This window comes from Isoptericola sp. NPDC055063 (assembly GCF_053608125.1).
In genome coordinates, this window is sequence record NZ_JBSGUW010000014.1 from 21,100 (window position 1) to 46,096 (window position 24,997).

Sequence of the window (24,997 nt, forward strand, 5' to 3'; positions counted from 1 at the left end):
GGGGGGGGGGGAGGGGGGCGGGGGGGGGAGAGGGGGGTGGGGCGTGTGGGGGACCCCAAAAACCCACACAACCACCTGTTCGGCACGACGGCCGGTGGCGCCCCCTCCCGCGGGGCGCCCGCGTCCGGCAGACTGCGCCTCATGAGCGACCAGCCCGCCGCGCCGAAGCCCGGGACCAGCGACGTCACCGGCCGTGCTCCGCACGAGCCCCCGCACGGCGACCTGCACGCGCAGACCGTGCCGCCCGTCGCGATACCGCCCGTCGCCGCGGCGCCCGTCCCGCGACGGCAGGTGGTGTCGTGGGCGATGTGGGACTGGGCGACCCAGCCCTTCAACACGGTGATCGTCACGTTCGTCTTCACGGCGCTGTACCTCACGAGCGACGCGTTCCTGCGGCCGGAGGTGGCAGCGCTGCCCGATGGCGACCCGGTGCGCGAGCGGGCGCTCGCGGGGCTCAGCAGCGGGCTCGGGCTGTGGATCACGATCGGCGGGATCCTCGTCGCGCTGCTGGCCCCGGTGCTGGGCAGGCGCGCGGACGTCGAGGGGCGGCGCAAGGCGTGGGTCGGCGGCGCGACGCTGGTGATGGTGCTGAGCATGGCCGCGCTGTTCGCCGTCCGCGCCGACCCGGTGTGGTTCGTGCTCGGCGCCGCGCTCGTGTCCCTCGGCAGCGTCGCGAGCGAGATCGCCGGGGTGAACTACAACGCGATGCTCGTGCAGGTCTCCACGCGCGCCACCGTGGGCCGGGTCTCCGGCCTCGGGTGGGGGCTCGGGTACCTGGGCGGCATCGTGGCGCTCGTCCTCGTGGTGGTGGCGAAGACGTTCGACTGGTGGGGCATGCCCACCGGCGACGGCCTCGCCTACCGGGTCATCGCGCTCGGCTGCGCCGTGTGGGCGGTGGCCTTCGCCTGGCCGCTGTTCCGCTACGTGCCCGAGGCGCCGCCCGCGGACGACCGCCCCCGCGTGGGCTTCTTCGCCGGCTACGTCGTGCTGGTGCGCGACGTGCAGGCCCTGTACCGCCACGAGCGGCCGACCTTCTGGTTCCTGCTCGCCAGCGCCGTCTACCGCGACGGGCTGTCCGCCGTGTTCACGTTCGGCGCGATCATCGCCGCCGTCTCGTTCCGCTTCAGCGACGACGCCGTGATCGCGTTCGGCATCGCCGCCAACCTGCTCGCCGGGCTCAGCACCATCGCGTCCGGGCGCCTCGACGACCGGTTCGGGCCGCGCGCAGTGATCATCGGCTCCCTCACGGGGCTCGTCGTGTGCGGTCTCCTGGTCGTCGCCCTGCACCCGGCCGGCGCCGTGGTGTTCTGGGTGGCCGGCCTGGCGCTGACCTGCTTCGTCGGGCCGGCGCAGGCCGCGTCCCGCTCGCTGCTGGCCCGCGTGGCCCCCGCCGGCCGGGAGTCGGAGATCTTCGGGCTCTACGCCACGACGGGGCGCGCCGTGTCGTTCCTCGCCCCGTCGATGTGGACGATCCTCATCGCGATCACCGGCGCGACCATCTGGGGCACGCTCGGCATCGTCCTGGTGATCCTCGTCGGGCTGGTGCTCATGCTCAAGGTGACGGTGGGCCGTCGGGAGCCTGCGCCGCCCGCCGCCGCGCCGACGCGCTCCTGATCTCGGCGGCCACGGCGTCCAGGTCGGCCAGGGGCGCCAGGTGGCGCAGCTTCTCGGGGTTGATCACGCCGTGGATCGTCGTGATGCGGCCGTCGGAGACCTGGAGCGCGTAGACGCCGATGACGCCGCCGCCCACCGTGTCGTCGGCGTAGGCGACCATCCCCGGGCCGCCGTTGACGACGGCCATCTCCAGGCGCGCCGGCGCGCCCCGCCTGGCGAAGCCGGACAGCAGCCGCGCCACGGCGACGTTCCCCGACACCGGGCGCGAGACGGCGAGCCCCGTGGGCACCTTGCCGCCGCCGTCGCCGGTAAGCGCCACGTCGTCGGCGAGCAGCTCCACGAGGGCGTCCACGTCGCCCAGCTCGGTCGCCGCGATGAACCGCCGCACCAGCTCCTCGGCGTGCGGGTCCGGCCGGCCGGCGCGTCCCTCGGGGACGTCGTCCTGCCGGGCCGCGACGCGACGCCGCGCCCGCGACGCGAGCTGCCTCGCGGCGAGCTCGGTGGTGCCGATCACCTGCGCGGACTCGCGGTGCGGGTAGCCGAAGACGTCGTGCAGCAGGAAGGCGGCCCGCTCGGCCGGGGTGAGGGTCTCCAGGAGCACCAGGAATGCGGTGGACAGGTCGTCGGCGAGCTCCGCGTGCGCGGCGGCCTCCCGCCCGGCCGAGCCGGCGGCCACGACGTCGCCCACGAGCGGCTCGGGCACCCACTCGCCCACGTACGACTCGCGCCGCACCCGCGCCGAGCGCAGCACGTCCAGCGCGATCCGCGTCGCCACCGTGGTCGTGTACGCGGCGGGGTTGAGCACCTCGTCGTCGACGGTGCCCGCGGGCGCGACGCGCAGCAGGGCCTCCTGCGCCACGTCCTCGGCCTCCGTCACGCTGCCGAGCATCCGGTACGCGGCGCCGAACGCGACCCGCCGCAGGTCCTCCAGGTCCGCCGGGGCGGTGGCGGGGCGTCCGGTGCGTCGTCGCGGGGAGCTGTCCGTGCGGGGCATGCCGCCCATCCTTCCCGGGACGGTCGTTCCGTCCCCGCAGGGTCGACGGCGCGGCGCCGCCCGACGTGACACGCCACCCCGGAGTCAGGGCCCGAGACCCGGCCCGCGACCGGGTGCGGCGGCGCGCCGCGCGCCCCAGCATGGGCCCATGGGAGACGTCGAGGACTACCTGACCACGCTGTCCGGCCCGGAGCGCGAGGCCGTGGCCCGGGTGTACGAGCGGGCCCGCGCGCTCGTGCCCGACGTCGAGGAGGGCCGCAGCTACGGCATGCCGGCGCTGCGCTACCGCGGCAGCCCGCTCGTCAGCGCCATGGTCACGCGCACGCACGTCGGCCTGTACCCGTTCAGCCCGGACGTGGTCGCGGCGCTCGCGGGCGACCTGCGCGGGTTCCGTAGCACCAAGGGCTCGATCTCCTTCCAGCCGGACGCGCCGCTTCCGGACGACGTGGTCGACCGCCTCGTGCTCGCCCGGCGGGACGAGATCGACGCCGCTCGGGCCCGCTGAGCCCCCTGGCTCAGGCCGGGGGCACGTTGACGTTGCCGCGGAACAGGTTCTGCGGGTCGTAGCGCCGCTTGACGTCCCGCAGCCGGTCCCACGTGGCACCCGGGTAGGCGGCACGCGCGGTGTCGAGGCCGCCGTCGAGCGCGAAGTTCACGTAGGCGCCGTCCGCCTGGCGCAGACGGTCGGCGAGCGCGTCGACCCACGGCGTGTACCCGGCGGCGGTGGCCGCGTCGGGGGCGACGGCGGCGACGTTGCCGACCAGCCGCGCCTGGCGGTGTGCGAACGCGGTGGCGTCGGTGGGCACGTCGGACACGGCGCCGCCGAGCACCCGCAGCTGCGCGGCGCGCATCAGGGCGTCGGAGTCCTGGAGCTCGCCGAGCAGGTGCGCGGCCGCGGCCTCGTCGACGCCGTCGGCGAAGAACGTGCGCCCGGTCGCGACGACGGGGCCGCCCGCCGGCCCACCCTCGAGCAAGCTGGGGTAGGCCGCCGGCCGCACGCCGTCGAGCAGCGCGCCGCCGGCCCGCGCGGCGACGTCGCGCAGGGGGGCCAGCGCGGCGTCGGCGTCCTCGGGCGCCCCCGACCAGCAGACGTTCGCCATCACGACCAGCCGCCCGTGCCACTCGGCGGGGATCATGGGCATCGGCGGCGCGGGCATCACCATGACGATCGCGGTCAGCCCGGCCGGGGCGGCGTCGGCGGCCGCGAGCACCCCGGCGACGCTCCCGGGCGTGGCGGGCAGGAGCATGACGCCGCCCACCACCTGCGACACCTCGTGCAGCGCGAACCGGAACCGCGTCACGACGCCGAAGTTGCCGCCGCCGCCGCGCAGCGCCCAGAAGAGGTCGGGCTCGTGCTCGGCGTCGGTGCGGACCACCTCGCCGTCGGCGGTCACGACCTCGGCGCCCAGCAGGCTGTCGATCGTCATGCCGAGGGAGCGGGACAGCAGCCCGACGCCGCCGCCGAGGGTGATCCCGCCGACGCCCACCGTCCCGGTGTCGCCGAACGGGGTGGCGAGGCCGTGCTCGCCCGCGGCGCCCGAGTAAGCGCCGGCGGTGATCCCGCCGCCCGCCCACGCGGTGCGGCCCTCGACGTCCAGCTCGAGGCCGTCCAGGGCCCGCAGGTCGAGGGTGAGGGCGCCGTCGCCCGTGCCGAGGCCGTACACGGAGTGACCGCCGGAGCGAACCGACACCTCTGCGCCGGCGTCGCGCGCGAACCGCACGGCGGCGGCGACGGCAGCCGTGTCGGAGGGCCGCACGATCGCGGCCGGACGGTGCTCCACCCCGCCGGGCTCGATCGCCCGGGCGGCGGCGTACCCGTCGTCGTGGGGCGCGACCACGACTGCATCGCCGCCCAGGGCGGCGCGGAGATCGTCGGCGGACAGGCCGGCGGGGGACGTGGGGGGAATCGAGGGCGTGGACATCAGGTCTCCCGGGCAGACGGTGGGTGTCCGGGTCGCCGCGGCGGCCCGGTGCTGCGGACGTGCGGGGTGGTGCCGACGGTCGTGCTGTCCGCGACCGCCAACGGGTCGTGCCGGCGGTCGCGCGACGGGCGTGCAGGGTGGTGACCGTGCGCGCGCGTGATCCTCATCGGGCAGCATCCCCCAGACCTGACGGGGTGGCGAGGGAATTCGTGACGGCATCCTCCGGCGCACGACGCGGCGCACTGTCGGGTGCACGGGACGGGGCGGGCCGCGTGCGCCCGGCCAGCGCCGTCGCCACGAGCGCGAGCACGGCCGCGAGCGCCAGACAGACGGCGTAGGCCGCCGCGCCGACCCGGTCGTGCAGGGCCCACAGCAAGGCGCCCGTGCCGGTGAGCGCGAGGGCGGACGCGGCCGCGTCGGCCACCTGGAGCACCGACATGGACACGCCCTGCGCGGCCGGGGGCGCGAGCTCGAGGACGAGCAGGTTGAGGGTGGGGAACATCAGGCCCATGCCGAGCCCGCTCAGCACCCAGGGCGCCGCCGCGGCGACCAGGGGCACGCTCGGCAGGACGAGGAGCGCGACGCCCGCGGTGCCCAGCGCGAGGGACGCGCCGCCGAGGCGGAGGAACCCCGCGTGCGACATCCCACCCAGCCCGCGCCCGCGCGCCCACGACCCGGCCGACCACCCGAGGACGTGCAGCGTGAGGACCGCGCCGGCGAACGCCGGGGCCAGACCGCGCTCGCGCGTGAGCGCCAGCGGCAGCAGCACCTGGGCACCCACGAACGCGGCGGCGACGAGCGCCCGCACGAGCACGACCGAGCCCAGGCCGCGGTCGCCACGCAGCACCTGCCCCACGACGTCCCGCCACGCCGCCGCCTCCCCGCTCTCGGCGGCGGGCGGCCCGGCAGGCGGGGAGGACGGCGTGGCCGGCCCGGACCGGCGCCCGGCCGCGAGGGCGGGCCGCAGCGCCAGCAGGGCCGGCACGGCCAGCACGGGCACGGCGAGGAACACCCACCGCCACCCGAGGTACTGCGTGACAGCCCCGGCGAGCAGCGGCCCCACCACCCCCGGCACCACCCACGCGGCGGCGAACCACGCGAAGACCTTCGCCCGGCGCTCCTCGGGGAAGACGCGCGCCACCAGCACGAAGATCGCGACCCCCTCGATGCCGCTGCCCACGCCCTGCAGGGCGCGGCCGACCAGGAGCACCGGCATGCTCGGCGCCAGTCCTGCGACGAGCAGCCCGGCGAGGAACAGGGAGATGCCGGCAAGCAGCGGCGGCGTCGGTCCCCGCCGGTCCGTCCAGCGGCCCGCGACGAGCATCCCCACGACGCCCGCGGCCGAGCCCGCCGCGAAGGCGAGGGTGTACAGCCGCAGCCCGTCGAGCTCGGCGGCCACCGTGGGCATCGCGGTGGCCACGGCGAGCGCCTCGAACGCCCCGAGCGCCACGTACGCCACCATCCCGGCCAGGACCGTCCGCTGCGCGCGCGGCCCCAGGTGCGCGGCGCTCACCCGAGCACGACCTTGCCCACGGTGCGGCGCTCCGCCAGCTCGCGGTGCGCCCGCGCGGCCTCCGCGAACGCCACCCGGTGGGTCAGCACGCGCCACTCGCCCGACGCCGCCCGCTCGAGCGCGCGCTGCTGGTAGGCCCGCAGGTCGCCGAACGCCGGGGCCCCCGGCCCGACGACGGGGCGCACCTCGACCCTGTCGCCGGTGGGGGTGACGGCGCTCGCGGCCACCGGGTTGGGCCGCCCCGAGGCCCAGCCGAGCACCACGAGCCGCCCGCCGGACGACAGGAGGGCGGACGCGTCGCGGGCGGTGTCGCCACCGACGCCGTCGAGGACGACGGTCGCGGCGGGGACCCCGAACCGGGCGAGGGCGGCGCGCGCGTGGTCGGGCCAGGCGGGGTCGAGGACGTCGAGGACGGCGACGTGCCGGCCGCCGTCGGGCACGAGGCCGCGCACGGCGCGGACCTTGCGGGCGCCGCCGGCCAGGGCGACGACGCGGGCCCCGGCCGCCACCGCGGACTGCACGAACAGCGAGCCGAGCCCTCCGGCCGCGCCGGTGACGACCACGACGTCCTCGGCCCCGATCCCCGCGACCTCGAGCGTCATGAGCGCCATCCGCCCCGTGCCGATCATGGCGATCGCCTCGGCGACGCCGAGCCGGTCGGGCAGGCGGTGCAAGGCGGCCTCGGGTGCGACGGCGAGGCGTGCGTACCCGCCGCCGTCGGGAGTGGCGCCGAGGTGTGCCGCCACGCGGGCCTCGAGCCAGGAGTCGTCGACGCCCGGGCCGACGGCGACGACGGTGCCCGCCACCTCCCGCCCCGGGATCGCGGGCAGGCGGGGCAGGGGGAGCGGACCGGCGGCCTCGCCGCGGCGCAGGGTGGCGTCCAGGAGGTGCACGCCGTGGGCCCGGGCGGCGACGAGGACCTGGCCTTGCCCGGGGACCGGGTCGGGGACCTGCTCCAGGACGAGCGTCTCGGGCGGGCCGTAGGTGTGGTGGCGGATGGCGTCCATGCGCCCATGCTCGGACCTGAACTATGGTTGAGGTCAACAGGGCGCGGCAAGGAGTGCGGTAGGGGAGAGCGACGGAGGTGCGAGGGTGCCGGAGCAGGTCGCCGAGAAGGTCCCGTGGGACCACGTGGAGCTGACCGTCGGGGAGCTGTCCGCCCGGAGCGGGGTGGCGGTGTCCGCGCTGCACTTCTACGAGCGGCGCGGCCTCATCGCGAGCCGTCGGACGGCGGGCAACCAGCGGCGCTACCGCCGCGACGTGCTGCGCCGCGTCGCCTTCATCCGGGTGTCGCAGCGCGTCGGCATCCCCCTGGCGCGCATCGGTGCGGCGCTCGACACGCTGCCCGCCGACCGCGCCCCGAACGTCCGCGACTGGGCACGGCTGTCGACGGCGTGGCGCAGCGATCTCGACGCCCGCATCGCGCAGCTCGAGCACCTGCGCGACGACCTCACCGACTGCATCGGGTGCGGCTGCCTGTCCCTCAGCCGGTGCGTGCTGGCCAACCCGCACGACGCCCTCGGCGACGACGGGCCGGGACCGCGGCGGCTGCTCACCGGCGGCGTCGCGGACGACCCGGGCACGGACGTGCCGCGCGCGCGGCGCTGACCCGACGGACGACCGGGACGCGGGTCCGGGCGCCGCCGTACCCTCGGGCCATGACACACGTCCTCGTCCTCAACGGTCCCAACCTCGGTCGGCTCGGCGTGCGCGAGCCGGAGATCTACGGCCACGCGTCCATGGCCGACCTCGAGCGCGAGGCGGAGGTGTGGGGGAGTGAGCTCGGGGTGACCGTCGACGTGCGGCAGACGGACGACGAGTCCGAGCTCGTGGGTTGGCTGCACGAGGCCGTCGACGTGCGCGCGCACGTCGTGCTCAACCCGGCGGCGTTCACCCACTACAGCTACGCGCTGCGCGACGCCGCGGCGCAGGTGACGTCGTCGGGCCTGCTGCTGGTCGAGGTGCACCTGTCGAACCCCGCGTCGCGCGAGTCGTTCCGCCACTACTCCGTGGTCGCGGGGATCGCGACGGGCACGGTCGCGGGCTTCGGGTTCGACTCCTACCGGCTCGCGTTGTCGGCCCTGACGCACAAGCTTCAAGGCTGAAGCGCTTGGGCTCAAGGGTCTGAACTTGGGCGGGAACAAGATTCCACTCTTGTGCGGGCGGAATCAACGTCTTAGCCTTGATCCATGATCGTGGTGACGGCGGACCAGCGGGGCAGCACCGGGGCGGGTGACCGCGTGCCCGAGGTGCTGGAGCTCGTGGCCTCCCGGGTCGCCAGGCGGCCCGGCGTCGTCCTGCCCTTCGACCGCACCGTGGGCGACGAGATCCAGGGACTCCTCGAGGCCGACGACGACGGGTCCGCGCTGGCCGTCGACGTCGTCCTCGACCTCGTCCGCGACGGCGGCTGGTCCGTGGGCGTCGGGCTGGGCGCCGTCGGCCGGCCGCTGCCCGCCGCGTCGCGCGCCGCGTCAGGGCCGGCGTTCGTCCGCGCGCGGGAGGCGGTCGAGCGCGCGAAGCGGCGCGGCCGGGGGAGCGTGCCCCTCGCGGTCGTGGGCGACGACGCGGAGCCGCACGCCACCATCGCCCGGGACGCGCAGGCGCTGCTTCACCTCCTGGGAGCGGTCGTCGCGCGCCGCTCCGCCGCCGGGTGGGAGGCGGTCGATACGCTCCTCGCGCAGCGGGGCCCCGCGCCGCAGCGCGCGTCCGCCGCGGCGCTGGGCGTGAGCGAGCAGGCGGTGAGCCAGCGGCTGCGGGCGGCGCTGTGGGCCGAGGACGAGGCGGCCCGGCCGCTGGCGGCGCGCCTCCTGCGCGCGGCGGGGGCGGACCCGGCCGACGGCGGGGGCGAGGACGGCGGGCCGGACGAGGGCCCGGCGCAGGACACGGCGCTGGACACGGAGGAGGTGCGCGGACGGTGAGCTTCGCGATGGTGGCCACGGGCGTCGCGGTGTGGGTCGTCGCGCTCGGGGCGAGCGTGGGTGGCGGCGCGTGGCTGGTGCCGTGGGTGCTGCGGCACGCCGAGGGCGAGCCGCAGGCGGCCGCGGAGGCGGTCGCCGTGCTGCGGGGCGGCACGTGGATCGGTCTCCTGGAGCGCCTGGCCGTCACCGGCTCGCTGCTCGCCGGCTACCCGGAGGGAGTCGCGGTGGTCGTCGCGGTGAAGGGCCTCGGCCGGTTCTCCGAGCTGCGGGAGCACCCGGTGGCCAGCGAGAGGTTCGTCGTCGGCACGCTCGCCTCTCTGGCCTGGTCGGCGGCGCTCGGCATCGCCGGACACGCCGTGCTCGTGGCGCTGTAGAATGCTCTGGGCCCTTTGCGGCCCACCGAACGTCGACATCTGCTCCGTACCCCGACCCCGAGGACGATCAAGAACGTGGCTACCTCCAACGACATCAAGAACGGCACCGTGCTCCGCATCGACGGTCAGCTCTGGTCGATCATCGAGTTCCAGCACGTCAAGCCGGGCAAGGGTGGCGCGTTCGTCCGGACGAAGATGAAGAACGTCCTCTCCGGCAAGGTCGTCGACAAGACCTTCAACGCGGGCATCAAGATCGAGACCGCGAACGTGGACCGCCGCGACTTCCAGTACCTGTACATGGACGGCGCCGACTACGTGTTCATGGATACCGACACGTACGACCAGATCACCGTGCCGGCCGCCACCGTCGGCGACGCGAGCAACTACATGCTCGAGGGCATGAACATCATGGTCGCCTCCAACGACGGCACCCCGCTGTACGTCGAGCTGCCGTCGTCCGTGGTCCTGGAGATCACCTACACGGAGCCGGGCCTGCAGGGCGACCGCTCCACCGGCGGCACCAAGCCGGCCACCCTCGAGACGGGCGCGGAGATCCAGGTCCCGCTGTTCCTCGAGCAGGGCACCAAGGTGAAGGTCGACACGCGTGACGGGTCGTACCTCGGCCGCGTGAACGACTGACGGGCGCCTGCTGACATGGGTGCACGCACCAAGGCGCGCAAGCGCGCCGTCGACATCCTCTTCGAGGCCGAGCAGCGCGGGCTGGACCCGCAGGTGCTCGTCGCGGACCGCGTGATCGAGCCGCACACCGAGGCGGCGGTGCCGCAGTACACGGTGGACCTCGTCGAGGGCGTGGTCGCCCACCTCGAGCGCATCGACGAGCTGCTGGCCACCTACTCCCAGGGGTGGACCGTGGAGCGCATGCCCGCGGTCGACCGGGCGCTGCTGCGGATCGGCACGTGGGAGCTGCTCTACAACGACGACGTCCCGGACGCCGTCGCGGTGGACGAGGCGGTCGACCTGGCCGGCCAGCTCTCGACCGACGACTCGCCGTCGTTCGTCAACGGCCTCCTCGGCCGGCTCGTCGACATCAAGCCGACGCTGCTCATCTGAGCGGCCTGCATCGCCGAACAGGCGGTTGCTCCCGGAATGCGGCCCCGAGCGCCGCGATACCGGGAGCAACCGCCTGTTCGGCGTTCCGGGCGCAGAGTTCCGGGCGCAGCGTCCCGAGCCGGTGTGACGCACGCCGCGCCCGCATCGTGGGCACGCTCACGGGCGCCCCGGAGGCGACGGGATAAGGTGGAGACCGTCAGAACGACACCCTTTAACACCGTCCCGTGAGGCGGAGAAGGAGGTCGCCAGTGACTGCTGGCACCGGCATGCCCGGAACACCCGAACCGCGTGACGTCCCCGAGGGGACCGTCGTGCTCGGCGCGAGCGACGTCGCCCGCGCCCTCACCCGGATCGCGCACGAGATCGTCGAGCGCGCCAAGGGTGCCGAGGACGTCGTCCTGCTCGGTATCCCCACCCGCGGCGTGACCCTCGCCGCGCGCCTCGCGCAACGGCTCGCGAGCATCGACCCGGCCTTCGACCCGGAGGGCGACCTCGGCGAGCTCGACGTCACGATGTACCGCGACGACCTGCGTCGCCAGCCCACCCGCGCGGTCGGCGTCACCCGCCTGCCCGCGTCGGGGATCGAGGGCAAGACGGTCGTCCTGGTCGACGACGTGCTCTTCTCCGGCCGCACCATCCGCGCGGCCCTCGACGCCATCGGCGACCTCGGGCGCCCGCAGGCCGTGCGCCTCGCGTGCCTCGTGGACCGCGGGCACCGCGAGCTGCCGATCCGGCCCGACTTCGTCGGCAAGAACCTCCCCACGGCGCAGACGGAGCGCGTGCGCGTGCTTCTCGCCGAGGTGGACGGCACGGACGCCGTGGTGATCAGCGGGCGCGAGCCCGGCGCCGGCGCCCCGTCCGCCGATCCCGCGGCCGAGGGGGGTGCGCGATGAGGCACCTGCTGTCCACCGCGGACCTGGCCAAGGACGAGGCGATCGAGCTGCTCGACACCGCCGCGCAGATGGCGGCCACGCAGTCCCGGGCGATCAAGAAGCTCCCGACGCTGCGGGGCCGCACGGTGGTGAACCTGTTCTTCGAGGACTCCACCCGCACGCGGATCTCGTTCGAGACGGCGGCCAAGCGGCTGTCCGCAGACGTCATCAACTTCTCGGCCAAGGGGTCGAGCGTGTCCAAGGGCGAGTCGCTCAAGGACACCGCGCTCACGCTGCACGCCATGGGGGCGGACGCCGTGGTGGTCCGGCACTGGGCGTCGGGCGCGCCGTACCAGCTGGCGCACGCCGGCTGGCTGGACGCCGCCGTGCTCAACGCCGGCGACGGCACCCACATGCACCCCACGCAGGCGCTGCTGGACGCGTACACGATCCGCCGGCACCTCGGCGGCCACGGCGGCGGCCTGCGCCGCGGCGGGGACGACGGCGTCGATGCGGACCTGGCCGGCGTGCGCGTCGCGATCGTCGGCGACGTGCTGCACTCGCGCGTCGCGCGGGCGAACGTGTGGCTGCTGCGCACCCTCGGCGCCGAGGTGACGCTCGTCGCGCCGCCCACGCTGCTGCCCGTCGGGGTCGAGGCCTGGCCCTGCCGCACGTCCTACGACCTGGACGCGACGCTCGCGGAATGGCAGCCGGACGCCGTGATGATGCTGCGCGTGCAGCGCGAGCGGATGTCCGGCGGCGCGGGTGCGTTCTTCCCGAGCCCGCTGGAATACACCCGCTACTTCGGCCTCGACGCGCGCCGCCTGGCGCTGCTGCCGGCGCACTCCATCGTCATGCACCCCGGGCCGATGAACCGCGGTCTGGAGATCTCCGCCGAGGCGGCGGACTCCGACCGCGCGGTCATCGTGGAGCAGGTCGCCAACGGCGTCGCCGTGCGCATGGCCTCGCTCTACCTGCTGCTGTCCGGCACCTCCTCGTCCGCCCCTGTCTCGAGCACCACCGAAGGGACCGCCCTGTGACCACCACCTACGTGCTGCGCGGGGCCCGGCCCCTCGGCGGCGAGCCCGCCGACGTCGTCCTGTCCGACGGCGTGATCACCCAGGTCGCGGCCCCCGGCGCCGCGGAGGTCCCCGCCGGGGACGACGTCGTGGAGATCGCGGCCGACGGGCACGTCCTGCTGTCCGGCCTGGTCGACCTGCACACGCACCTGCGCGAGCCGGGCCGCGAGGACGCCGAGACCGTCGCGTCGGGCACCCGCGCCGCGGCGGCGGGCGGCTTCACCGCCGTGCACGCCATGGCGAACACGTCGCCGGTCGCGGACACCGCGGGCGTCGTCGAGCAGGTGTGGCGCCTCGGCCAGGAGGCCGGCTGGGTCGACGTGCACCCGGTCGGGGCCGTCACCGTGGGCCTGGGCGGCGAGCGCCTCGCCGAGCTGGGCGCCATGGCCGACTCGGCCGCCCGCGTCCGCGTCTTCTCCGACGACGGCAAGTGCGTGCACGACCCGATCCTCATGCGCCGCGCCCTGGAGTACGTCAAGGCGTTCGACGGCGTCGTCGCCCAGCACGCGCAGGAGCCGCGCCTCACCGAGGGCGCCCAGATGAACGAGGGCGTCGTCTCCGCGGAGATCGGCCTGGCCGGCTGGCCCGCCGTGGCGGAGGAGGCGATCATCGCCCGCGACGTGCTGCTCGCCGAGCACGTCGGCTCGCGCCTGCACGTGTGCCACCTGTCCACCGCCGGGTCCGTCGAGATCGTCCGGTGGGCCAAGGGCCGCGGCATCGACGTGACCGCCGAGGTGACGCCGCACCACCTGATCCTCACCGACGAGCTGGCCCGCACGTACGACCCGACCTACAAGGTGAACCCGCCGCTGCGCACGGCCGAGGACGTCGAGGCGGTGCGCCAGGGCCTGGCCGACGGCACCATCGACATCGTCGCCACCGACCACGCCCCGCACACCCGCGAGGACAAGGACTGCGAGTGGGGCGCCGCGGCGTTCGGCATGACCGGGCTGGAGACGGCCCTGTCGGTCGTGCAGGCCACGATGGTCGACACGGGCCGGCTGGGCTGGGCCGACGTCGCCCGCGTCCTGTCGGCGAACCCCGCGCGCATCGGGCGGATCGACGACGCCCACGGCCGTCCCGTCGCGGTGGGCGAGCCTGCCAACCTCACGCTGGTGGACCCGGCCGCGACCCGCGTCGTCGACGGCGCCGCCCAGGCCTCCGCGAGCGGCAACACCCCGTTCGCCGGGCGCGAGCTGCCCGGGCGGGTGGTGGCGACCTTCCTGCGCGGGCGCGCCACCGTCCTGGACGGCGCACCCGTGGAGCACGCCGCCGCCACGCGGGGAGGGGCGCGATGAACCTCCCCATGCCCGTCGCCGTCGGCATCTGGGTCGTGATCGGCGTCCTGCTGCTGCTGGTGGTCCTCACCGGCCGGCGGCGCCTCGCGGCCCGCACCCGCGACACGGTCCCGGTGCCGCCGGTGGCGCCCGAGGACCTCGGCGCGCTGCGCCTCGGCCCGCTGGACGCCACCTACGTGTCCTCGACGCTCGCGGGCGACTGGCTCGCCCGCGTCGGGGCGCACCACCTCGGCGACCGCTCCACCGCCCACGTCACGGTGCACGACGCCGGCGTCCTGGTCGAGCGCGACGGCGCCCCTGACGTGTTCGCCCCCACGGCGGCGCTGCGCGGCGTCGGCCTCGCGCCCGGCATGGCCGGCAAGTACGTCGGCGCCGACGGCCTGGTCGTCGTGACCTGGGAGGACCCGGAGGCGGGCGGCGTGCCCGCGGTCGCCCTCGACACCGGCCTGCGCACGCGCCACGAACCCGACCGCTCCCGCCTGGTCGACGCCGTGCGCCACCTCATGACCTCCGCCCCCGCACCGAAGGACGAGCAGTGACCTCCAGCTCCCTGACCAACCCCGCGACCAGCACGGCGCCCGCGGCCCACGCGGCCCTGCTCGTCCTCGAGGACGGCACGGTCGCCCGCGGCCGCGCGTACGGCGCCCGCGGTGCCACCTTCGGCGAGATCGTCTTCTCCACCGGCATGACCGGCTACCAGGAGACCCTCACCGACCCGTCCTACCACCGGCAGATCGTCGTGATGACGGCCCCGCACGTCGGGAACACCGGCATCAACGACGAGGACCCGGAGTCCGGCAAGATCTGGGTGGCTGGCTACGTGCTGCGCGACCCCGCCCGTCGCGTCTCGTCCTGGCGTGCGGACCGCTCGCTCGAGGAGGAGCTCGCCGCGCAGGGCGTCGTGGGCATCAGCGAGGTCGACACCCGCAAGCTGACCCGCCACCTGCGCGAGCTCGGCGTGATGCGCGCCGGCATCTTCTCCGGCGACGCCCTCGTGCGCGAGGTCGCGGGCGGCACGCTCGTCGAGCGGTCCGTCCCCGAGCTGGTCGCCGAGGTGCAGGCCTCCCCGCAGATGGCGGGCGCCAACCTCTCCCCGGAGGTCACGACCGCCCACCCGTACGTCGTCGAGCCGTCGGGCGACTTCGCGGGGCAGGAGCCGCTGGCGACCGTCGTCGCCGTCGACCTCGGTATCAAGGCGATGACCCCGGCGCGCCTCGCCCAGCGGGGCGTGCGCGTGCACGTCGTGCCCCAGTCGGCCACCATCGCCGACGTCGAGGCCCTCCTGCCCACCGACGGCTCGCCGTCCGGTGTGTTCTTCTCCAACGGTCCCGGCGACCCGTCGTCGGCCACCCACGAGATCGAGCTGCTGCGCGGCGTCCTGGACCGGGGCATCCCGTTCTTCGGCATCTGCTTCGGCAACCAGCTGCTCGGCCGCGCGCTCGGGTACGGCACCTACAAGCTCGGGTACGGCCACCGCGGCATCAACCAGCCCGTCATGGACCGCACCACCGGCAAGGTCGAGGTCACCGCGCACAACCACGGGTTCGCCGTCGACGCGCCGCTGGACGCCGTGAGCACCGCCCCGCACGACGCCGAGCGCACCGACGGCCCCGCCTACGGGCGCGTGATCGTCTCCCACGTCGGCCTCAACGACCAGGTGGTCGAGGGCCTGACCGCGCTCGACATCCCCGCCTTCTCCGTGCAGTACCACCCCGAGGCCGCCGCAGGTCCGCACGACAGCGCCTACCTGTTCGACCGCTTCGTGGAGCTCATGACCACGCGCCGGCCCGTGACCGTCCCCGCCGAGGCGCTCGCCGCCCTCTCGTCCACTCCCGCCGCCGGCGAGAAGGAGAACTGATGCCCCGCCGTTCCGACCTCTCGTCCGTCCTCGTCATCGGCTCCGGCCCGATCGTCATCGGTCAGGCCTGCGAGTTCGACTACTCCGGCACGCAGGCCTGCCGCGTGCTCAAGGAGGAGGGCCTGCGCGTCGTCCTCGTGAACTCCAACCCGGCCACGATCATGACCGACCCGGAGTTCGCCGACGCCACCTACGTCGAGCCGATCACCACCGACGTCCTCACCTCGATCATCGCCAAGGAGCGCCCCGACGCCCTCCTGCCCACCCTGGGCGGCCAGACGGCGCTCAACGCCGCCATCGCCCTCGACGAGGCCGGCGTCCTGGAGCAGTACGACGTCGAGCTCATCGGCGCGAACATCCCCGCCATCCAGAAGGGCGAGGACCGCCAGCAGTTCAAGGACGTCGTGGCCAAGTGCGGCGGCGAGTCCGCCCGCTCCGTCATCGTGCACACCGTGGAGGAGGCCGTCGCCGCGGCCGGCGACCTGGGCTACCCGATGGTCGTGCGCCCGTCCTTCACCATGGGCGGCCTCGGCTCCGGCTTCGCCTACGACGAGGCGGAGCTGCGCCGCATCGTCGGACAGGGCCTGCACTACTCGCCGACCACCGAGGTGCTCCTGGAGGAGTCCATCCTCGGCTGGAAGGAGTACGAGCTCGAGCTCATGCGCGACAAGGACGACAACGTCGTGGTCGTCTGCTCCATCGAGAACGTCGACCCCGTCGGCGTGCACACCGGCGACTCCGTCACCGTCGCCCCCGCGATGACGCTCACCGACCGCGAGTACCAGAAGCTGCGCGACATCGGCATCGCCGTCATCCGCGAGGTCGGCGTCGACACCGGCGGCTGCAACATCCAGTTCGCCGTCGACCCCGACACCGGGCGCATCATCGTCATCGAGATGAACCCGCGCGTCTCGCGCTCCTCGGCCCTGGCCTCCAAGGCCACCGGCTTCCCGATCGCGAAGATCGCCGCCAAGCTCGCCGTCGGCTACACCCTCGACGAGATCCCGAACGACATCACCCGCGTCACCCCGGCCAGCTTCGAGCCCACGCTCGACTACGTGGTCGTCAAGGTGCCCCGGTTCGCGTTCGAGAAGTTCCCGGCCGCCGACCCGACGCTCACCACCACCATGAAGTCGGTGGGCGAGGCCATGGCGCTGGGCCGAAACTTCACCGAGGCCCTCGGCAAGGCTCTGCGCTCCATCGACAAGGGCGGCGTCTCCTTCCACTGGGACGGCGCCGCGCCGTCGGGCGCGGACCTCGACCAGCTCCTCGCCGAGATCGTGCGGCCCACCGAGCACCGCATGGTCGGCGTGCAGCAGGCGCTGCGCGCCGTCGTCGCCGGGCATACGACCCTCGAGGCCGTGTTCGAGGCCACCAAGATCGACCCCTGGTTCCTCGATCAGATCCTCCTCATGAACGAGGTCGCCGCCGAGGTCGCCACCAGCGTCACCCTCACCGAGGACGTGCTGCGCCGCGCCAAGCGGCACGGCCTGTCCGACGTGCAGGTCGCCCGCCTGCGTGGCATGGGCGCCTCGGGGGAGGCCACCGTCCGCGAGGTGCGGCGCGCCCTCGGCGTCCGCCCCGTCTACAAGACGGTCGACACCTGCGCCGCCGAGTTCGCCGCGACCACGCCCTACCACTACTCGACCTACGACGAGGAGTCCGAGGTGGCGCCCCGCGAGCGCGAGGCCGTCATCATCCTCGGCTCCGGCCCCAACCGCATCGGCCAGGGCATCGAGTTCGACTACTCCTGCGTGCACGCCGCCCTGACCCTGTCGGAGCGGTACGACACCATCATGGTCAACTGCAACCCGGAGACCGTCTCGACGGACTACGACACCTCCGACCGCCTGTACTTCGAGCCCCTCACCTTCGAGGACGTCCTCGAGGTCTACGAGGCCGAGCTCGCCGCCGGCCCCGTCAAGGGCGTCATCGTGCAGCTCGGCGGGCAGACGCCGCTGGCCCTCGCCCAGCGCCTCGCCGACGCCGGCGTGCCGATCCTCGGCACCTCGCCCGAGGCCATCGACGCCGCCGAGGACCGCGGCATCTTCGGCCAGGTCCTGCTCGACGCCGGTCTCCCCGCCCCGGCGTTCGGCACGGCCCGGTCCCTCGGCCAGGCCCGCGAGGTCGCCGAGACCATCGGCTACCCGGTGCTCGTGCGCCCGTCGTACGTGCTCGGCGGCCGCGGCATGGAGATCGTGTACTCCGTCGACCAGCTCGCCGAGTACGTCGAGCGGGCGCTCGCGGCCGCCGCCGCGGACGAGCGCACGGCCGGCGGGCTCCTGCCCGCGCCGCTGCTCATCGACCGCTTCCTCGACGACGCGATGGAGATCGACGTCGACGCCCTGTACGACGGCGAGGAGATGTTCCTCGGCGGCGTCATGGAGCACATCGAGGAGGCCGGCATCCACTCGGGCGACTCGGCCTGCGTGCTGCCGCCCGTGTCCCTCTCGACGGCCGAGATCGAGCGCATCCGCCGCTCCACCGAGGCGATCGCCCGCGGCGTGGGGGTGCGCGGCCTGCTCAACGTGCAGTACGCGCTGGTCTCGGACGTCCTGTACGTGCTCGAGGCCAACCCGCGCGCGTCGCGCACCGTGCCGTTCGTCTCCAAGGCCACCGGCACCTCGATGGCCAAGGCCGCGGCCCGCGTCATGGTCGGCGAGTCGATCGCCGAGCTGCGCGCGGCGGGCGTGCTGCCCGCCGAGGGCGACGGCGGCACGCTTGACCTCGGGGCGCCGCTCGCGGTCAAGGAGGCCGTGCTTCCGTTCAAGCGGTTCCGCACCGCGGAGGGCCAGGTCGTCGACACGGTGCTCGGCCCGGAGATGCGCTCCACGGGCGAGGTCATGGGCTTCGACAAGGACTTCCCGCACGCGTTCGCGAAGTCGCAGGCCGCCGCGTTCGGCGGGCTGCCCACGGCGGGCCGGGTGTTCGTCTCGGTCGCCGACCGCGACAAGCGTTCGATCGTGTTCCCGGTGAAGCGGCTGGAGGAGCTGGGCTTCGAGGTGCTCGCGACCTCGGGCACCGCCCAGGTGCTGCGCCGCAACGGCATCGGGAGCACCGTCGTGCGGAAGTTCTCCGAGGGTCGCGGCGCCGACGGCGAGCCGACCATCGTCGACCTCATCACCGACGGTAGCGTCGACCTCGTGGTCAACTCCCCGTCCGGCCAGGGCGCGCGCGCCGACGGCTACGAGATCCGCGCCGCCACGACGGCCGCGGACAAGCCGATGATCACCACGGTGGACCAGCTCGCGGCGGCGGTGCAGGGCATCGAGGCGGTCCGCGGCGGCCCGTTCGACGTGGCCAGCCTCCAGGAGCACACGGCCGCCACGGCGGCCCGGCTCGCGGGGGAAGACGTCGTGGCCGGGGTGTCGGCGTGAGCGCCGCGACCGTGCCGTTCGGCGCACGGCTCGCCGCGGCGATGGACGCCCACGGGCCCTTGTGCGTCGGCATCGACCCGCACGCGTCGCTGCTGGCGGCGTGGGGGCTGGGCGACGACGCCGCCGGGGTCCGCGAGTTCGGGCTCCGCGTGGTCGACGCGCTCGGCGGACGAGTCGCGGCGTTCAAGCCGCAGGCCGCGTTCTTCGAGCGGCACGGCTCGGCCGGCGTCGCCGCCCTGGAGGACGTGATCGCCGCGTCCCGCGCCGTCGGCACGCTGACCGTCGTCGACGCCAAGCGCGGCGACATCGGCTCGACCATGGGCGCGTACGCCGACGCGTTCCTCGCGGACGGCTCGCCGCTCGCGGGGGACGCCGTGACCGTGTCGCCGTACCTGGGGTTCGGCTCGCTGGCCCCGGCCGCCGAGCTCGCGGCCCGCACCGGCCGCGGCATCTTCGTGCTGTGCCTCACCTCGAACAAGGAGGGCCATGAGGTGCAGCACGCGGTCGGCCCCGACGGCGTGAGCGTCGCGGCCTCCGTCGCCGCCCAGGCCGCCGTGCTCAACGCCGGCGCCGTCGCCGAGGGGCTGCCGATGGGCTCGGTCGGGCTCGTCGTCGGTGCCACCGTCGGCGACGCGGCCCGCGAGACCGGCACGGACCTGGTGGCCGTGAACGGCCCGTTGCTCGCCCCTGGCGTGGGCGCGCAGGGCGCGGGGGAGCGCGAGCTCGCCCAGGTCTTCGGCCCGGCACGGCGGCGCGTGCTGGCGTCGTCCTCCCGCGGCGTCCTCGCCGCAGGCCCCGACGCCGACGGGCTGCGCGCCGCGGCCGCCACGGCGACCGCCGACGCACGCGCCGCGCTGCGGGGTTGACGGGCCCGCCCGGAAGCAGGGACCAGCACCGCCGAGGGCCGCACCCCGCGAGGGTGCGGCCCTCGGCCGTCGTCGCGCGTCCTCCGGAGGCCGGGGCGGGGTGCTCAGGACGGCGGAGCGAGCTGCCAGACCGACACGTGCCGCTCGCTCTCGGCGGTGAAGGGCGTGCCGTCCCAGTCCTCCCAGCGGTCCACGAGCCGCATCCCCGCGATCCGGGCCATGAGGTCCAGCTCGGCGGGCCACACGTACCGGAACGGCAGCCACCGGAAGCGTCCGGAGCCGTCCGCCCCGACCGTCACGTGGTTCGAGGTGAACCGCTGGGTCACCACGTCGATCCGGTCGAAGCCCACGTACCCGCCACCGGCGTCGTCGGGGGCGACGGCGAACGGCACGGTGTCCTGCCCGGGCGGCATGCGCCGCAGGGGCGGCACCCCCACCTCGACGACGAAGTGGCCGCCGGGGCGCAGGTGGGCCGCCGCGGTGCGGAAGCAGTCCACCTGGCCCTCCTGCGTGGTGACGTTCCCGATCGTGTTGAACACGAGGTACGCGACGGCGAACTCCCCGGGCACGCGGGCGCTCGTCATGTCGCCGATCGTCACCTCGACACGGTCGCCGCCGGGCTTGTCCGCGATCCGCGCGGCCATCGCGCGGGACAGCTCGATGCCGCGGGTGGGCACGCCCCGCAGCGCGAGCGGCGCGGCCACCCGGCCGGTGCCGACGGCGAGCTCGAGCGCCGCGCCGTCGCCGGCGAGCCCGGCCAGCACGTCCACGGTGCGCGCGACCACGTCGGGGTCGAACTCGGGGTCGGACGAGGTGTCGTAGCGGGCGGCCACGCTCTCCGGGAACCAGCCGTCGGCCGCGCTGTCGGGACCGTCGTCGGCACCGGTCTCGGGGGAGCCGTGGACGACGTCGTCGGGGGCGGTCCCGGGGGCCCGGGCGGAGGGCGGCGGATCGATGGCCATGCCGGCGACGCTAGGGCGGCGGTCGGGGCGCTGACGAGGGGATTTCCCCCCGCACGCGCCACCTGCGGAGATATCCTGACCCGTATGCCGCTTTCCTCCCGGTCGGCGGGTGGGGCGAACTGCCCTACGGATTGCCGCCTCCGCAGGTCGTGGCTACTTTCGAGTGAGCAGTTCCCTCATCAGCGGCTCGAGAAGAGTAGGTGACTTGCGTGGCTCTCCCCCCTCTCACCCCGGAACAGCGTGCGGCGGCCCTTGAGAAGGCGGCCGAGGCTCGGCGCGTGCGCGCCGAGATCAAGAACCGGTTGAAGTACTCCCAGGGCTCCCTCAAGGACGTGATCGAGCAGGGGCAGAAGGACGACGTCGTGGGCAAGCTCAAGGTCGTCTCGCTGCTCGAGTCGCTCCCCGGGGTCGGTAAGGTGAAGGCCCGGGCGATCATGGAGGAGATCGGGATCGCCGAGACCCGCCGGGTCCGCGGCCTCGGGCCGCACCAGGCTTCGGCGCTCATCGAGAGGTTTGGCTGACATTTCCGCACCACCCGCCGGCAGTCCGGCACCGCAGCAGGCCCCTGTCCCGGCGGACGCGGGCGCGAGGCCGGCCCGTCTGACCGTGCTCGCCGGGCCCACGGCCGTGGGCAAGGGCACAGTCTCCGCCGACATCCGCGCGCGCTACCCGCAGGTGTGGCTGTCGGTCTCGGCGACGACGCGGCCCCCGCGCCCCGGCGAGGTGCACGGGGTGCACTACCTGTTCGTCTCGCCCGAGGAGTTCGACCGGATGGTCGCCGAGGGCCAGATGCTCGAGTGGGCGGTCGTGCACGGGCGCAACCGGTACGGCACGCCGCGGGGGCCGGTCGAGGAGCACCTCGCCGCCGGGGTGCCCACGCTGCTGGAGATCGACCTGCAGGGTGCACGGCAGGTGCGGGACTCCATGCCGGACGCGCACTTCGTGTTCCTGTCCCCGCCGAGCTTCGATGAGCTGGTGCGGCGCCTCGTCGGGCGCGGGACCGAGGACGCCGAGGAGCGGGAGCGGCGCCTGAGCACCGCGCGCACGGAGCTCGCCGCCGAGGCGGAGTTCGACGTGACGATCGTCAACGACGACGTCACGCACGCCACCGACGAGCTCGCGCGCGTGATGGGTGTGACGTCCGCGACGCCACAGGTCACGCTGTAGGCCCTGCTGCGGTCCACCGCGCGTGCGCGGGTAGGATGGACCGCTGAACCCCGACCTTTCCTGAGACTGTCTGGAGTGTGACCCATGGCCGGAACCGTGGCCCAGCCCATCGGCATCACCGACCCGCCCATCGACGAGCTGCTCGAGCGCACCGACTCGAAGTACGGCCTCGTGCTGTACGCGTCGCAGCGCGCCCGCCAGATCAACGCCTACTACTCGCAGCTCAACGAGGGCCTGTTGGAGAACGTGGGCCCGCTGGTCGAGACCCGCAACCAGGAGAAGCCGCTCTCCATCGCGATGCGCGAGATCAACGAGGGCCTGCTCGTCTCGACGCCGGTCGAGGAGAAGCCCGAGGACGCCGCGGACCAGGTCGCCGAGCCCGGCGACGAGATCACCTTCTGACGCGTCGCCGTCGGGCGGTCGGGACGGGTAGCTGGCGATGAGGATCCTGCTGGGCGTCAGCGGCGGCATCGCCGCGTACAAAGCGGTGCTGCTGCTGCGCCTGCTGCGCGAGGAGGGCCACGCGGTGCGGGTGATCCCGACCGCGTCGGCCCTCCGTTTCGTGGGCGCCCCCACGTTCGAGGCGCTGTCGGGTGAGCCCGTCACCGACGAGGTGTTCGAGGACGTCGCCCACGTGCCGCACGTGGCGCTCGGCCAGGGCGCCGACCTCGTCGTCGTGGCACCCGCGACCGCCGACCTGCTGGCCCGCGCCGCGACCGGCCGGGCGGACGACCTCCTCACCTCGACCCTCCTCACGGCCCGCTGCCCGGTGGTGATGGCGCCCGCCATGCACACCGAGATGTGGGAGCACCCCGCCACCCGCGCGAACGTCGCGACGCTGCGCGAACGGGGCGTCACGGTGATCGACCCCGCCAGCGGCCGGCTCACGGGCGCCGACACCGGCCCGGGTCGCCTGCCCGAGCCGGAGGAGATCGCCCGCGTCGCCCTGGCTACGGTGCAAGGCGCCTCCGGCACGGCGGCGGTGCAGGACCTCGCGGGGCGCGCGGTCGTCGTCTCCGCCGGCGGCACCCGCGAGGCCATCGACCCCGTGCGCTTCATCGGCAACCGCTCCAGCGGACGGCAGGGCGCGGCGCTGGCCGAGGCCGCCCGCGCCCGCGGCGCCGACGTCACGCTGGTGGCCGCCAACCTCGACGACGCGGTGTGTGCCCCCGCGCGGGCAGCGGGCGTCGCCGTCGTCCCCGTGGAGTCCACCGCCGAGCTGCGCGACGCCGTGCGGACGGCCGCCGCGGACGCGGACGTCATCGTGATGGCGGCCGCCGTCGCCGACTTCCGCCCCGCCGAGGTGCCCGACGCCAAGATCAAGAAGGTGCCCGGCTCCGGCCCGGCGCCGATCGCCCTCGTGGAGAACCCGGACGTGCTCGCGGAGCTCGCGCGCGACCGGCTGCGCGCCGGGCAGCTCGTGGTCGGCTTCGCGGCCGAGACGGGGGACGCCGACGGGTCCGTCCTCGAGCACGGGCGGCGCAAGGCCCTGCGCAAGAGGGCCGACCTGCTCGCCGTGAACGCCGTGGGCGGCGGCCGCGGGTTCGGCGCCGCGACGAACGCCGTGACCGTCCTCGACGGGCGTGGCGAGGTCGTCGCGGAGACGGCAGGCTCCAAGCGCGAGGTGGCCGACGCGATCTGGGACGCCGTGACGAAGGCCCTGCCCACGATCTGAGATGTTCCCGGCATGTGAGATTTTCTCCTGCTCGGGGACGTGGCCGGGCGGGCTCGTGCCCGTAGGCTGTGCCGCATGACCGATGCGCTGCGCCTCTTCACGTCCGAGTCCGTGACCGAGGGCCACCCGGACAAGGTGTGCGACCAGATCTCCGACGCCATCCTGGACGCGCTGCTCGCGCAGGACCCGCACTCCCGCGTCGCCGTGGAGACGATGGTGACCACCGGCCTCGTGCACGTCGCCGGCGAGGTCACCACCGACGCGTACGTCGAGATCCCGCAGATCGTGCGCGAGGTCGTGCGCCGCATCGGCTACACGTCGTCGGCGATCGGCTTCGACGGCGACTCGTGCGGCGTGTCCGTGTCCATCGGGCAGCAGTCCCCGGACATCGCCCAGGGCGTCGACAAGAGCCTCGAGGACCGCGACGACGCGTCCGGCCCCGGCCTGGACCGCGACCCCCTCGACGCGCAGGGTGCCGGCGACCAGGGGCTGATGTTCGGGTACGCCACCGACGAGACGCCGTCCCTCATGCCGCTGCCCATCTGGACGTCGCACCGCCTCGCCGAGCGGCTCGCGGCCGTGCGCCGCTCCGGCGAGCTGCCCGGGCTGCGCCCCGACGGCAAGACGCAGGTGACGATCGGCTACGACGGCGACCGCCCCGTGCGCGTCGACACCGTGGTCCTGTCCACGCAGCACGACGCCGACATCGTGCAGGAGAAGCTGCAGCGCGAGGTCGCCGACCAGGTCATCGGCCCCGTGCTCGCGCAGGTGGCCGCCGAGACCGGCATCGAGACCGCGGGTGCGCGGCTCATCGTCAACCCGACCGGCAAGTTCGTCGTCGGCGGCCCCCAGGGCGACGCCGGCCTCACCGGCCGCAAGATCATCGTCGACACCTACGGCGGCATGGCCCGGCACGGCGGCGGCGCGTTCTCCGGCAAGGACCCGTCGAAGGTGGACCGCTCCGCGGCGTACGCGATGCGCTGGGTCGCCAAGAACGTCGTGGCCGCCGGCCTCGCGCGCCGGTGCGAGGTGCAGGTCGCGTACGCGATCGGCAAGGCGCACCCCGTGGGCCTGTACGTCGAGACGTTCGGCACCGAGACCGTCCCCACCGAGCGGATCAGCGCCGCCATCGGCGAGGTGTTCGACCTGCGCCCCGCAGCGATCATCCGCGACCTGGACCTGCTGCGCCCCGTGTACGCGGCGACGGCCGCCTACGGCCACTTCGGGCGCGACCTGCCGGGGTTCACGTGGGAGCGCACGGACCGCGTCGACGCCTTGCGCGCCGCCGTCTGAGCCCTACGCCGCGCGCATGCCCCGTGTATCGGTGGTGCGCACGCGTGGGGGGGGGGGGGGGTTGTTGGGGGGGGGGGGGGGGGGGAGAGAGAGAAAACCACCCACAAAAAGGGAGGGCCCAATGCAAAGAAAGGCCCCCCACCA

The 24,997-nt window shown here is 74.7% G+C and carries 25 protein-coding genes; 20 read left to right on the forward strand and 5 right to left on the reverse strand.

Annotation, left to right across the window (positions count from 1 at the left end; genetic code table 11):
* The first annotated feature begins 141 nt into the window (after positions 1–141).
* Entirely contained in the window at positions 142–1,614 is a 1,473-nt protein-coding gene (locus ACWF41_RS16835) for an MFS transporter (protein WP_380324809.1), read from the forward strand.
* On the opposite strand, the gene sigJ is transcribed toward ACWF41_RS16835, so the two are convergent.
* Entirely contained in the window at positions 1,553–2,608 is a 1,056-nt protein-coding gene (sigJ, locus tag ACWF41_RS16840; RefSeq protein WP_380324812.1) for an RNA polymerase sigma factor SigJ, read from the reverse strand. The two genes, ACWF41_RS16835 and sigJ, sit on opposite strands and share 62 nt — an antisense overlap.
* A gap of 148 nt (positions 2,609–2,756) precedes the next feature.
* On the opposite strand from sigJ, the gene ACWF41_RS16845 reads away from it, so the two are divergent.
* Positions 2,757–3,113, forward strand: a complete 357-nt coding sequence (locus ACWF41_RS16845) for an iron chaperone (protein WP_380324815.1) — start codon at positions 2,757–2,759, stop codon at positions 3,111–3,113.
* Positions 3,114–3,123: 10 nt separating this feature from the next.
* On the opposite strand, the gene ACWF41_RS16850 is transcribed toward ACWF41_RS16845, so the two are convergent.
* The 3 genes from ACWF41_RS16850 to ACWF41_RS16860 form a co-directional block, all read right to left on the reverse strand.
* Complete coding sequence (locus ACWF41_RS16850; RefSeq protein WP_380324818.1) at positions 3,124–4,530, reverse strand: FAD-binding oxidoreductase; 1,407 nt, start codon at positions 4,528–4,530, stop codon at positions 3,124–3,126.
* Between the two features lie 163 nt (positions 4,531–4,693).
* Positions 4,694–6,043: an MFS transporter gene (locus ACWF41_RS16855; RefSeq protein ID WP_380324821.1), complete on the reverse strand. Its 1,350-nt coding sequence runs from the start codon at positions 6,041–6,043 to the stop codon at positions 4,694–4,696.
* A complete protein-coding gene (locus ACWF41_RS16860) occupies positions 6,040–7,050 on the reverse strand; it encodes a zinc-binding dehydrogenase (protein ID WP_380324824.1) in 1,011 nt (336 codons plus the stop codon). Before ACWF41_RS16860 ends, ACWF41_RS16855 begins: the two co-directional genes overlap by 4 nt.
* 85 nt (positions 7,051–7,135) lie before the next feature.
* Between ACWF41_RS16860 and soxR the strand changes: the two genes are divergently transcribed.
* The 13 genes from soxR (at position 7,136) to pyrF (ending at position 19,756) form a co-directional block, all read left to right on the forward strand.
* A complete protein-coding gene (gene soxR, locus ACWF41_RS16865; RefSeq protein WP_380324827.1) occupies positions 7,136–7,651 on the forward strand; it encodes a redox-sensitive transcriptional activator SoxR in 516 nt (171 codons plus the stop codon).
* A gap of 50 nt (positions 7,652–7,701) precedes the next feature.
* Entirely contained in the window at positions 7,702–8,148 is a 447-nt protein-coding gene (locus ACWF41_RS16870; protein ID WP_380324830.1) for a type II 3-dehydroquinate dehydratase, read from the forward strand.
* Between the two features lie 84 nt (positions 8,149–8,232).
* Positions 8,233–8,961: a hypothetical protein gene (locus ACWF41_RS16875; RefSeq protein ID WP_380324833.1), complete on the forward strand. Its 729-nt coding sequence runs from the start codon at positions 8,233–8,235 to the stop codon at positions 8,959–8,961.
* Entirely contained in the window at positions 8,958–9,335 is a 378-nt protein-coding gene (locus tag ACWF41_RS16880; RefSeq protein ID WP_380324836.1) for a hypothetical protein, read from the forward strand. Before ACWF41_RS16875 ends, ACWF41_RS16880 begins: the two co-directional genes overlap by 4 nt.
* A 75-nt stretch (positions 9,336–9,410) precedes the next feature.
* Complete coding sequence (efp, locus tag ACWF41_RS16885) at positions 9,411–9,974, forward strand: elongation factor P (RefSeq protein WP_380245649.1); 564 nt, start codon at positions 9,411–9,413, stop codon at positions 9,972–9,974.
* Positions 9,975–9,989: 15 nt separating this feature from the next.
* A complete protein-coding gene (gene nusB, locus ACWF41_RS16890; RefSeq protein WP_380324839.1) occupies positions 9,990–10,406 on the forward strand; it encodes a transcription antitermination factor NusB in 417 nt (138 codons plus the stop codon).
* A gap of 248 nt (positions 10,407–10,654) precedes the next feature.
* The gene (gene pyrR, locus ACWF41_RS16895; protein WP_380323774.1) at positions 10,655–11,299 is read left to right on the forward strand and encodes a bifunctional pyr operon transcriptional regulator/uracil phosphoribosyltransferase PyrR; all 645 of its coding nucleotides are present in this window, start codon (positions 10,655–10,657) and stop codon (positions 11,297–11,299) included.
* On the forward strand, positions 11,296–12,318 hold the full coding sequence (locus tag ACWF41_RS16900; RefSeq protein ID WP_380323771.1) for an aspartate carbamoyltransferase catalytic subunit: 1,023 nt from the start codon (positions 11,296–11,298) through the stop codon (positions 12,316–12,318). The genes pyrR and ACWF41_RS16900 overlap by 4 nt, the downstream gene beginning before the upstream one ends.
* On the forward strand, positions 12,315–13,655 hold the full coding sequence (locus tag ACWF41_RS16905) for a dihydroorotase (RefSeq protein WP_380323768.1): 1,341 nt from the start codon (positions 12,315–12,317) through the stop codon (positions 13,653–13,655). Before ACWF41_RS16900 ends, ACWF41_RS16905 begins: the two co-directional genes overlap by 4 nt.
* On the forward strand, positions 13,652–14,194 hold the full coding sequence (locus tag ACWF41_RS16910; protein WP_380323765.1) for a PH-like domain-containing protein: 543 nt from the start codon (positions 13,652–13,654) through the stop codon (positions 14,192–14,194). The genes ACWF41_RS16905 and ACWF41_RS16910 overlap by 4 nt, the downstream gene beginning before the upstream one ends.
* Entirely contained in the window at positions 14,191–15,513 is a 1,323-nt protein-coding gene (carA, locus tag ACWF41_RS16915) for a glutamine-hydrolyzing carbamoyl-phosphate synthase small subunit (RefSeq protein WP_380323762.1), read from the forward strand. The genes ACWF41_RS16910 and carA overlap by 4 nt, the downstream gene beginning before the upstream one ends.
* A complete protein-coding gene (carB, locus tag ACWF41_RS16920; protein WP_380323759.1) occupies positions 15,513–18,890 on the forward strand; it encodes a carbamoyl-phosphate synthase large subunit in 3,378 nt (1,125 codons plus the stop codon). Before carA ends, carB begins: the two co-directional genes overlap by 1 nt.
* On the forward strand, positions 18,887–19,756 hold the full coding sequence (gene pyrF / locus ACWF41_RS16925; protein ID WP_380323756.1) for an orotidine-5'-phosphate decarboxylase: 870 nt from the start codon (positions 18,887–18,889) through the stop codon (positions 19,754–19,756). The genes carB and pyrF overlap by 4 nt, the downstream gene beginning before the upstream one ends.
* A gap of 104 nt (positions 19,757–19,860) precedes the next feature.
* On the opposite strand, the gene ACWF41_RS16930 is transcribed toward pyrF, so the two are convergent.
* Positions 19,861–20,718, reverse strand: coding sequence for a class I SAM-dependent DNA methyltransferase (locus tag ACWF41_RS16930; protein WP_380323753.1), 858 nt, complete (start codon positions 20,716–20,718; stop codon positions 19,861–19,863).
* A gap of 209 nt (positions 20,719–20,927) precedes the next feature.
* Between ACWF41_RS16930 and mihF the strand changes: the two genes are divergently transcribed.
* From mihF to metK, 5 genes are all read left to right on the forward strand, one after another.
* The gene (mihF, locus tag ACWF41_RS16935) at positions 20,928–21,239 is read left to right on the forward strand and encodes an integration host factor, actinobacterial type (protein ID WP_380323750.1); all 312 of its coding nucleotides are present in this window, start codon (positions 20,928–20,930) and stop codon (positions 21,237–21,239) included.
* Between the two features lie 85 nt (positions 21,240–21,324).
* Positions 21,325–21,885 carry a guanylate kinase gene (gene gmk, locus ACWF41_RS16940; protein ID WP_380323747.1) on the forward strand — a complete coding sequence of 187 codons (561 nt, stop codon included), beginning with the start codon at positions 21,325–21,327 and terminating at the stop codon, positions 21,883–21,885.
* Positions 21,886–21,969: 84 nt separating this feature from the next.
* Positions 21,970–22,287 (forward strand): DNA-directed RNA polymerase subunit omega, encoded by a 318-nt coding sequence (gene rpoZ, locus ACWF41_RS16945; RefSeq protein WP_380323744.1) that lies wholly within the window; start codon positions 21,970–21,972, stop codon positions 22,285–22,287.
* 37 nt (positions 22,288–22,324) lie between these two features.
* The gene (coaBC, locus tag ACWF41_RS16950) at positions 22,325–23,560 is read left to right on the forward strand and encodes a bifunctional phosphopantothenoylcysteine decarboxylase/phosphopantothenate--cysteine ligase CoaBC (protein ID WP_380323741.1); all 1,236 of its coding nucleotides are present in this window, start codon (positions 22,325–22,327) and stop codon (positions 23,558–23,560) included.
* 75 nt (positions 23,561–23,635) lie between these two features.
* Complete coding sequence (gene metK, locus ACWF41_RS16955; RefSeq protein ID WP_380323738.1) at positions 23,636–24,853, forward strand: methionine adenosyltransferase; 1,218 nt, start codon at positions 23,636–23,638, stop codon at positions 24,851–24,853.
* Positions 24,854–24,997 lie beyond the last annotated feature (144 nt).

Bases quoted from the DNA above. Each gene is read 5' to 3' on its own strand.
- ACWF41_RS16835 (WP_380324809.1), top strand. From the start codon at position 142: ATGAGCGACCAGCCCGCCGCGCCGAAGCCCGGGACCAGCGACGTCACC.
- sigJ (WP_380324812.1), bottom strand. From the start codon at position 2,608: ATGCCCCGCACGGACAGCTCCCCGCGACGACGCACCGGACGCCCCGCC.
- ACWF41_RS16845 (WP_380324815.1), top strand. From the start codon at position 2,757: ATGGGAGACGTCGAGGACTACCTGACCACGCTGTCCGGCCCGGAGCGC.
- ACWF41_RS16850 (WP_380324818.1), bottom strand. From the start codon at position 4,530: ATGTCCACGCCCTCGATTCCCCCCACGTCCCCCGCCGGCCTGTCCGCC.
- ACWF41_RS16860 (WP_380324824.1), bottom strand. From the start codon at position 7,050: ATGGACGCCATCCGCCACCACACCTACGGCCCGCCCGAGACGCTCGTC.
- ACWF41_RS16870 (WP_380324830.1), top strand. From the start codon at position 7,702: ATGACACACGTCCTCGTCCTCAACGGTCCCAACCTCGGTCGGCTCGGC.
- ACWF41_RS16875 (WP_380324833.1), top strand. From the start codon at position 8,233: ATGATCGTGGTGACGGCGGACCAGCGGGGCAGCACCGGGGCGGGTGAC.
- nusB (WP_380324839.1), top strand. From the start codon at position 9,990: ATGGGTGCACGCACCAAGGCGCGCAAGCGCGCCGTCGACATCCTCTTC.
- ACWF41_RS16900 (WP_380323771.1), top strand. From the start codon at position 11,296: ATGAGGCACCTGCTGTCCACCGCGGACCTGGCCAAGGACGAGGCGATC.
- ACWF41_RS16910 (WP_380323765.1), top strand. From the start codon at position 13,652: ATGAACCTCCCCATGCCCGTCGCCGTCGGCATCTGGGTCGTGATCGGC.
- carB (WP_380323759.1), top strand. From the start codon at position 15,513: ATGCCCCGCCGTTCCGACCTCTCGTCCGTCCTCGTCATCGGCTCCGGC.
- ACWF41_RS16930 (WP_380323753.1), bottom strand. From the start codon at position 20,718: ATGGCCATCGATCCGCCGCCCTCCGCCCGGGCCCCCGGGACCGCCCCC.
- rpoZ (WP_380323744.1), top strand. From the start codon at position 21,970: ATGGCCGGAACCGTGGCCCAGCCCATCGGCATCACCGACCCGCCCATC.
- coaBC (WP_380323741.1), top strand. From the start codon at position 22,325: ATGAGGATCCTGCTGGGCGTCAGCGGCGGCATCGCCGCGTACAAAGCG.
- metK (WP_380323738.1), top strand. From the start codon at position 23,636: ATGACCGATGCGCTGCGCCTCTTCACGTCCGAGTCCGTGACCGAGGGC.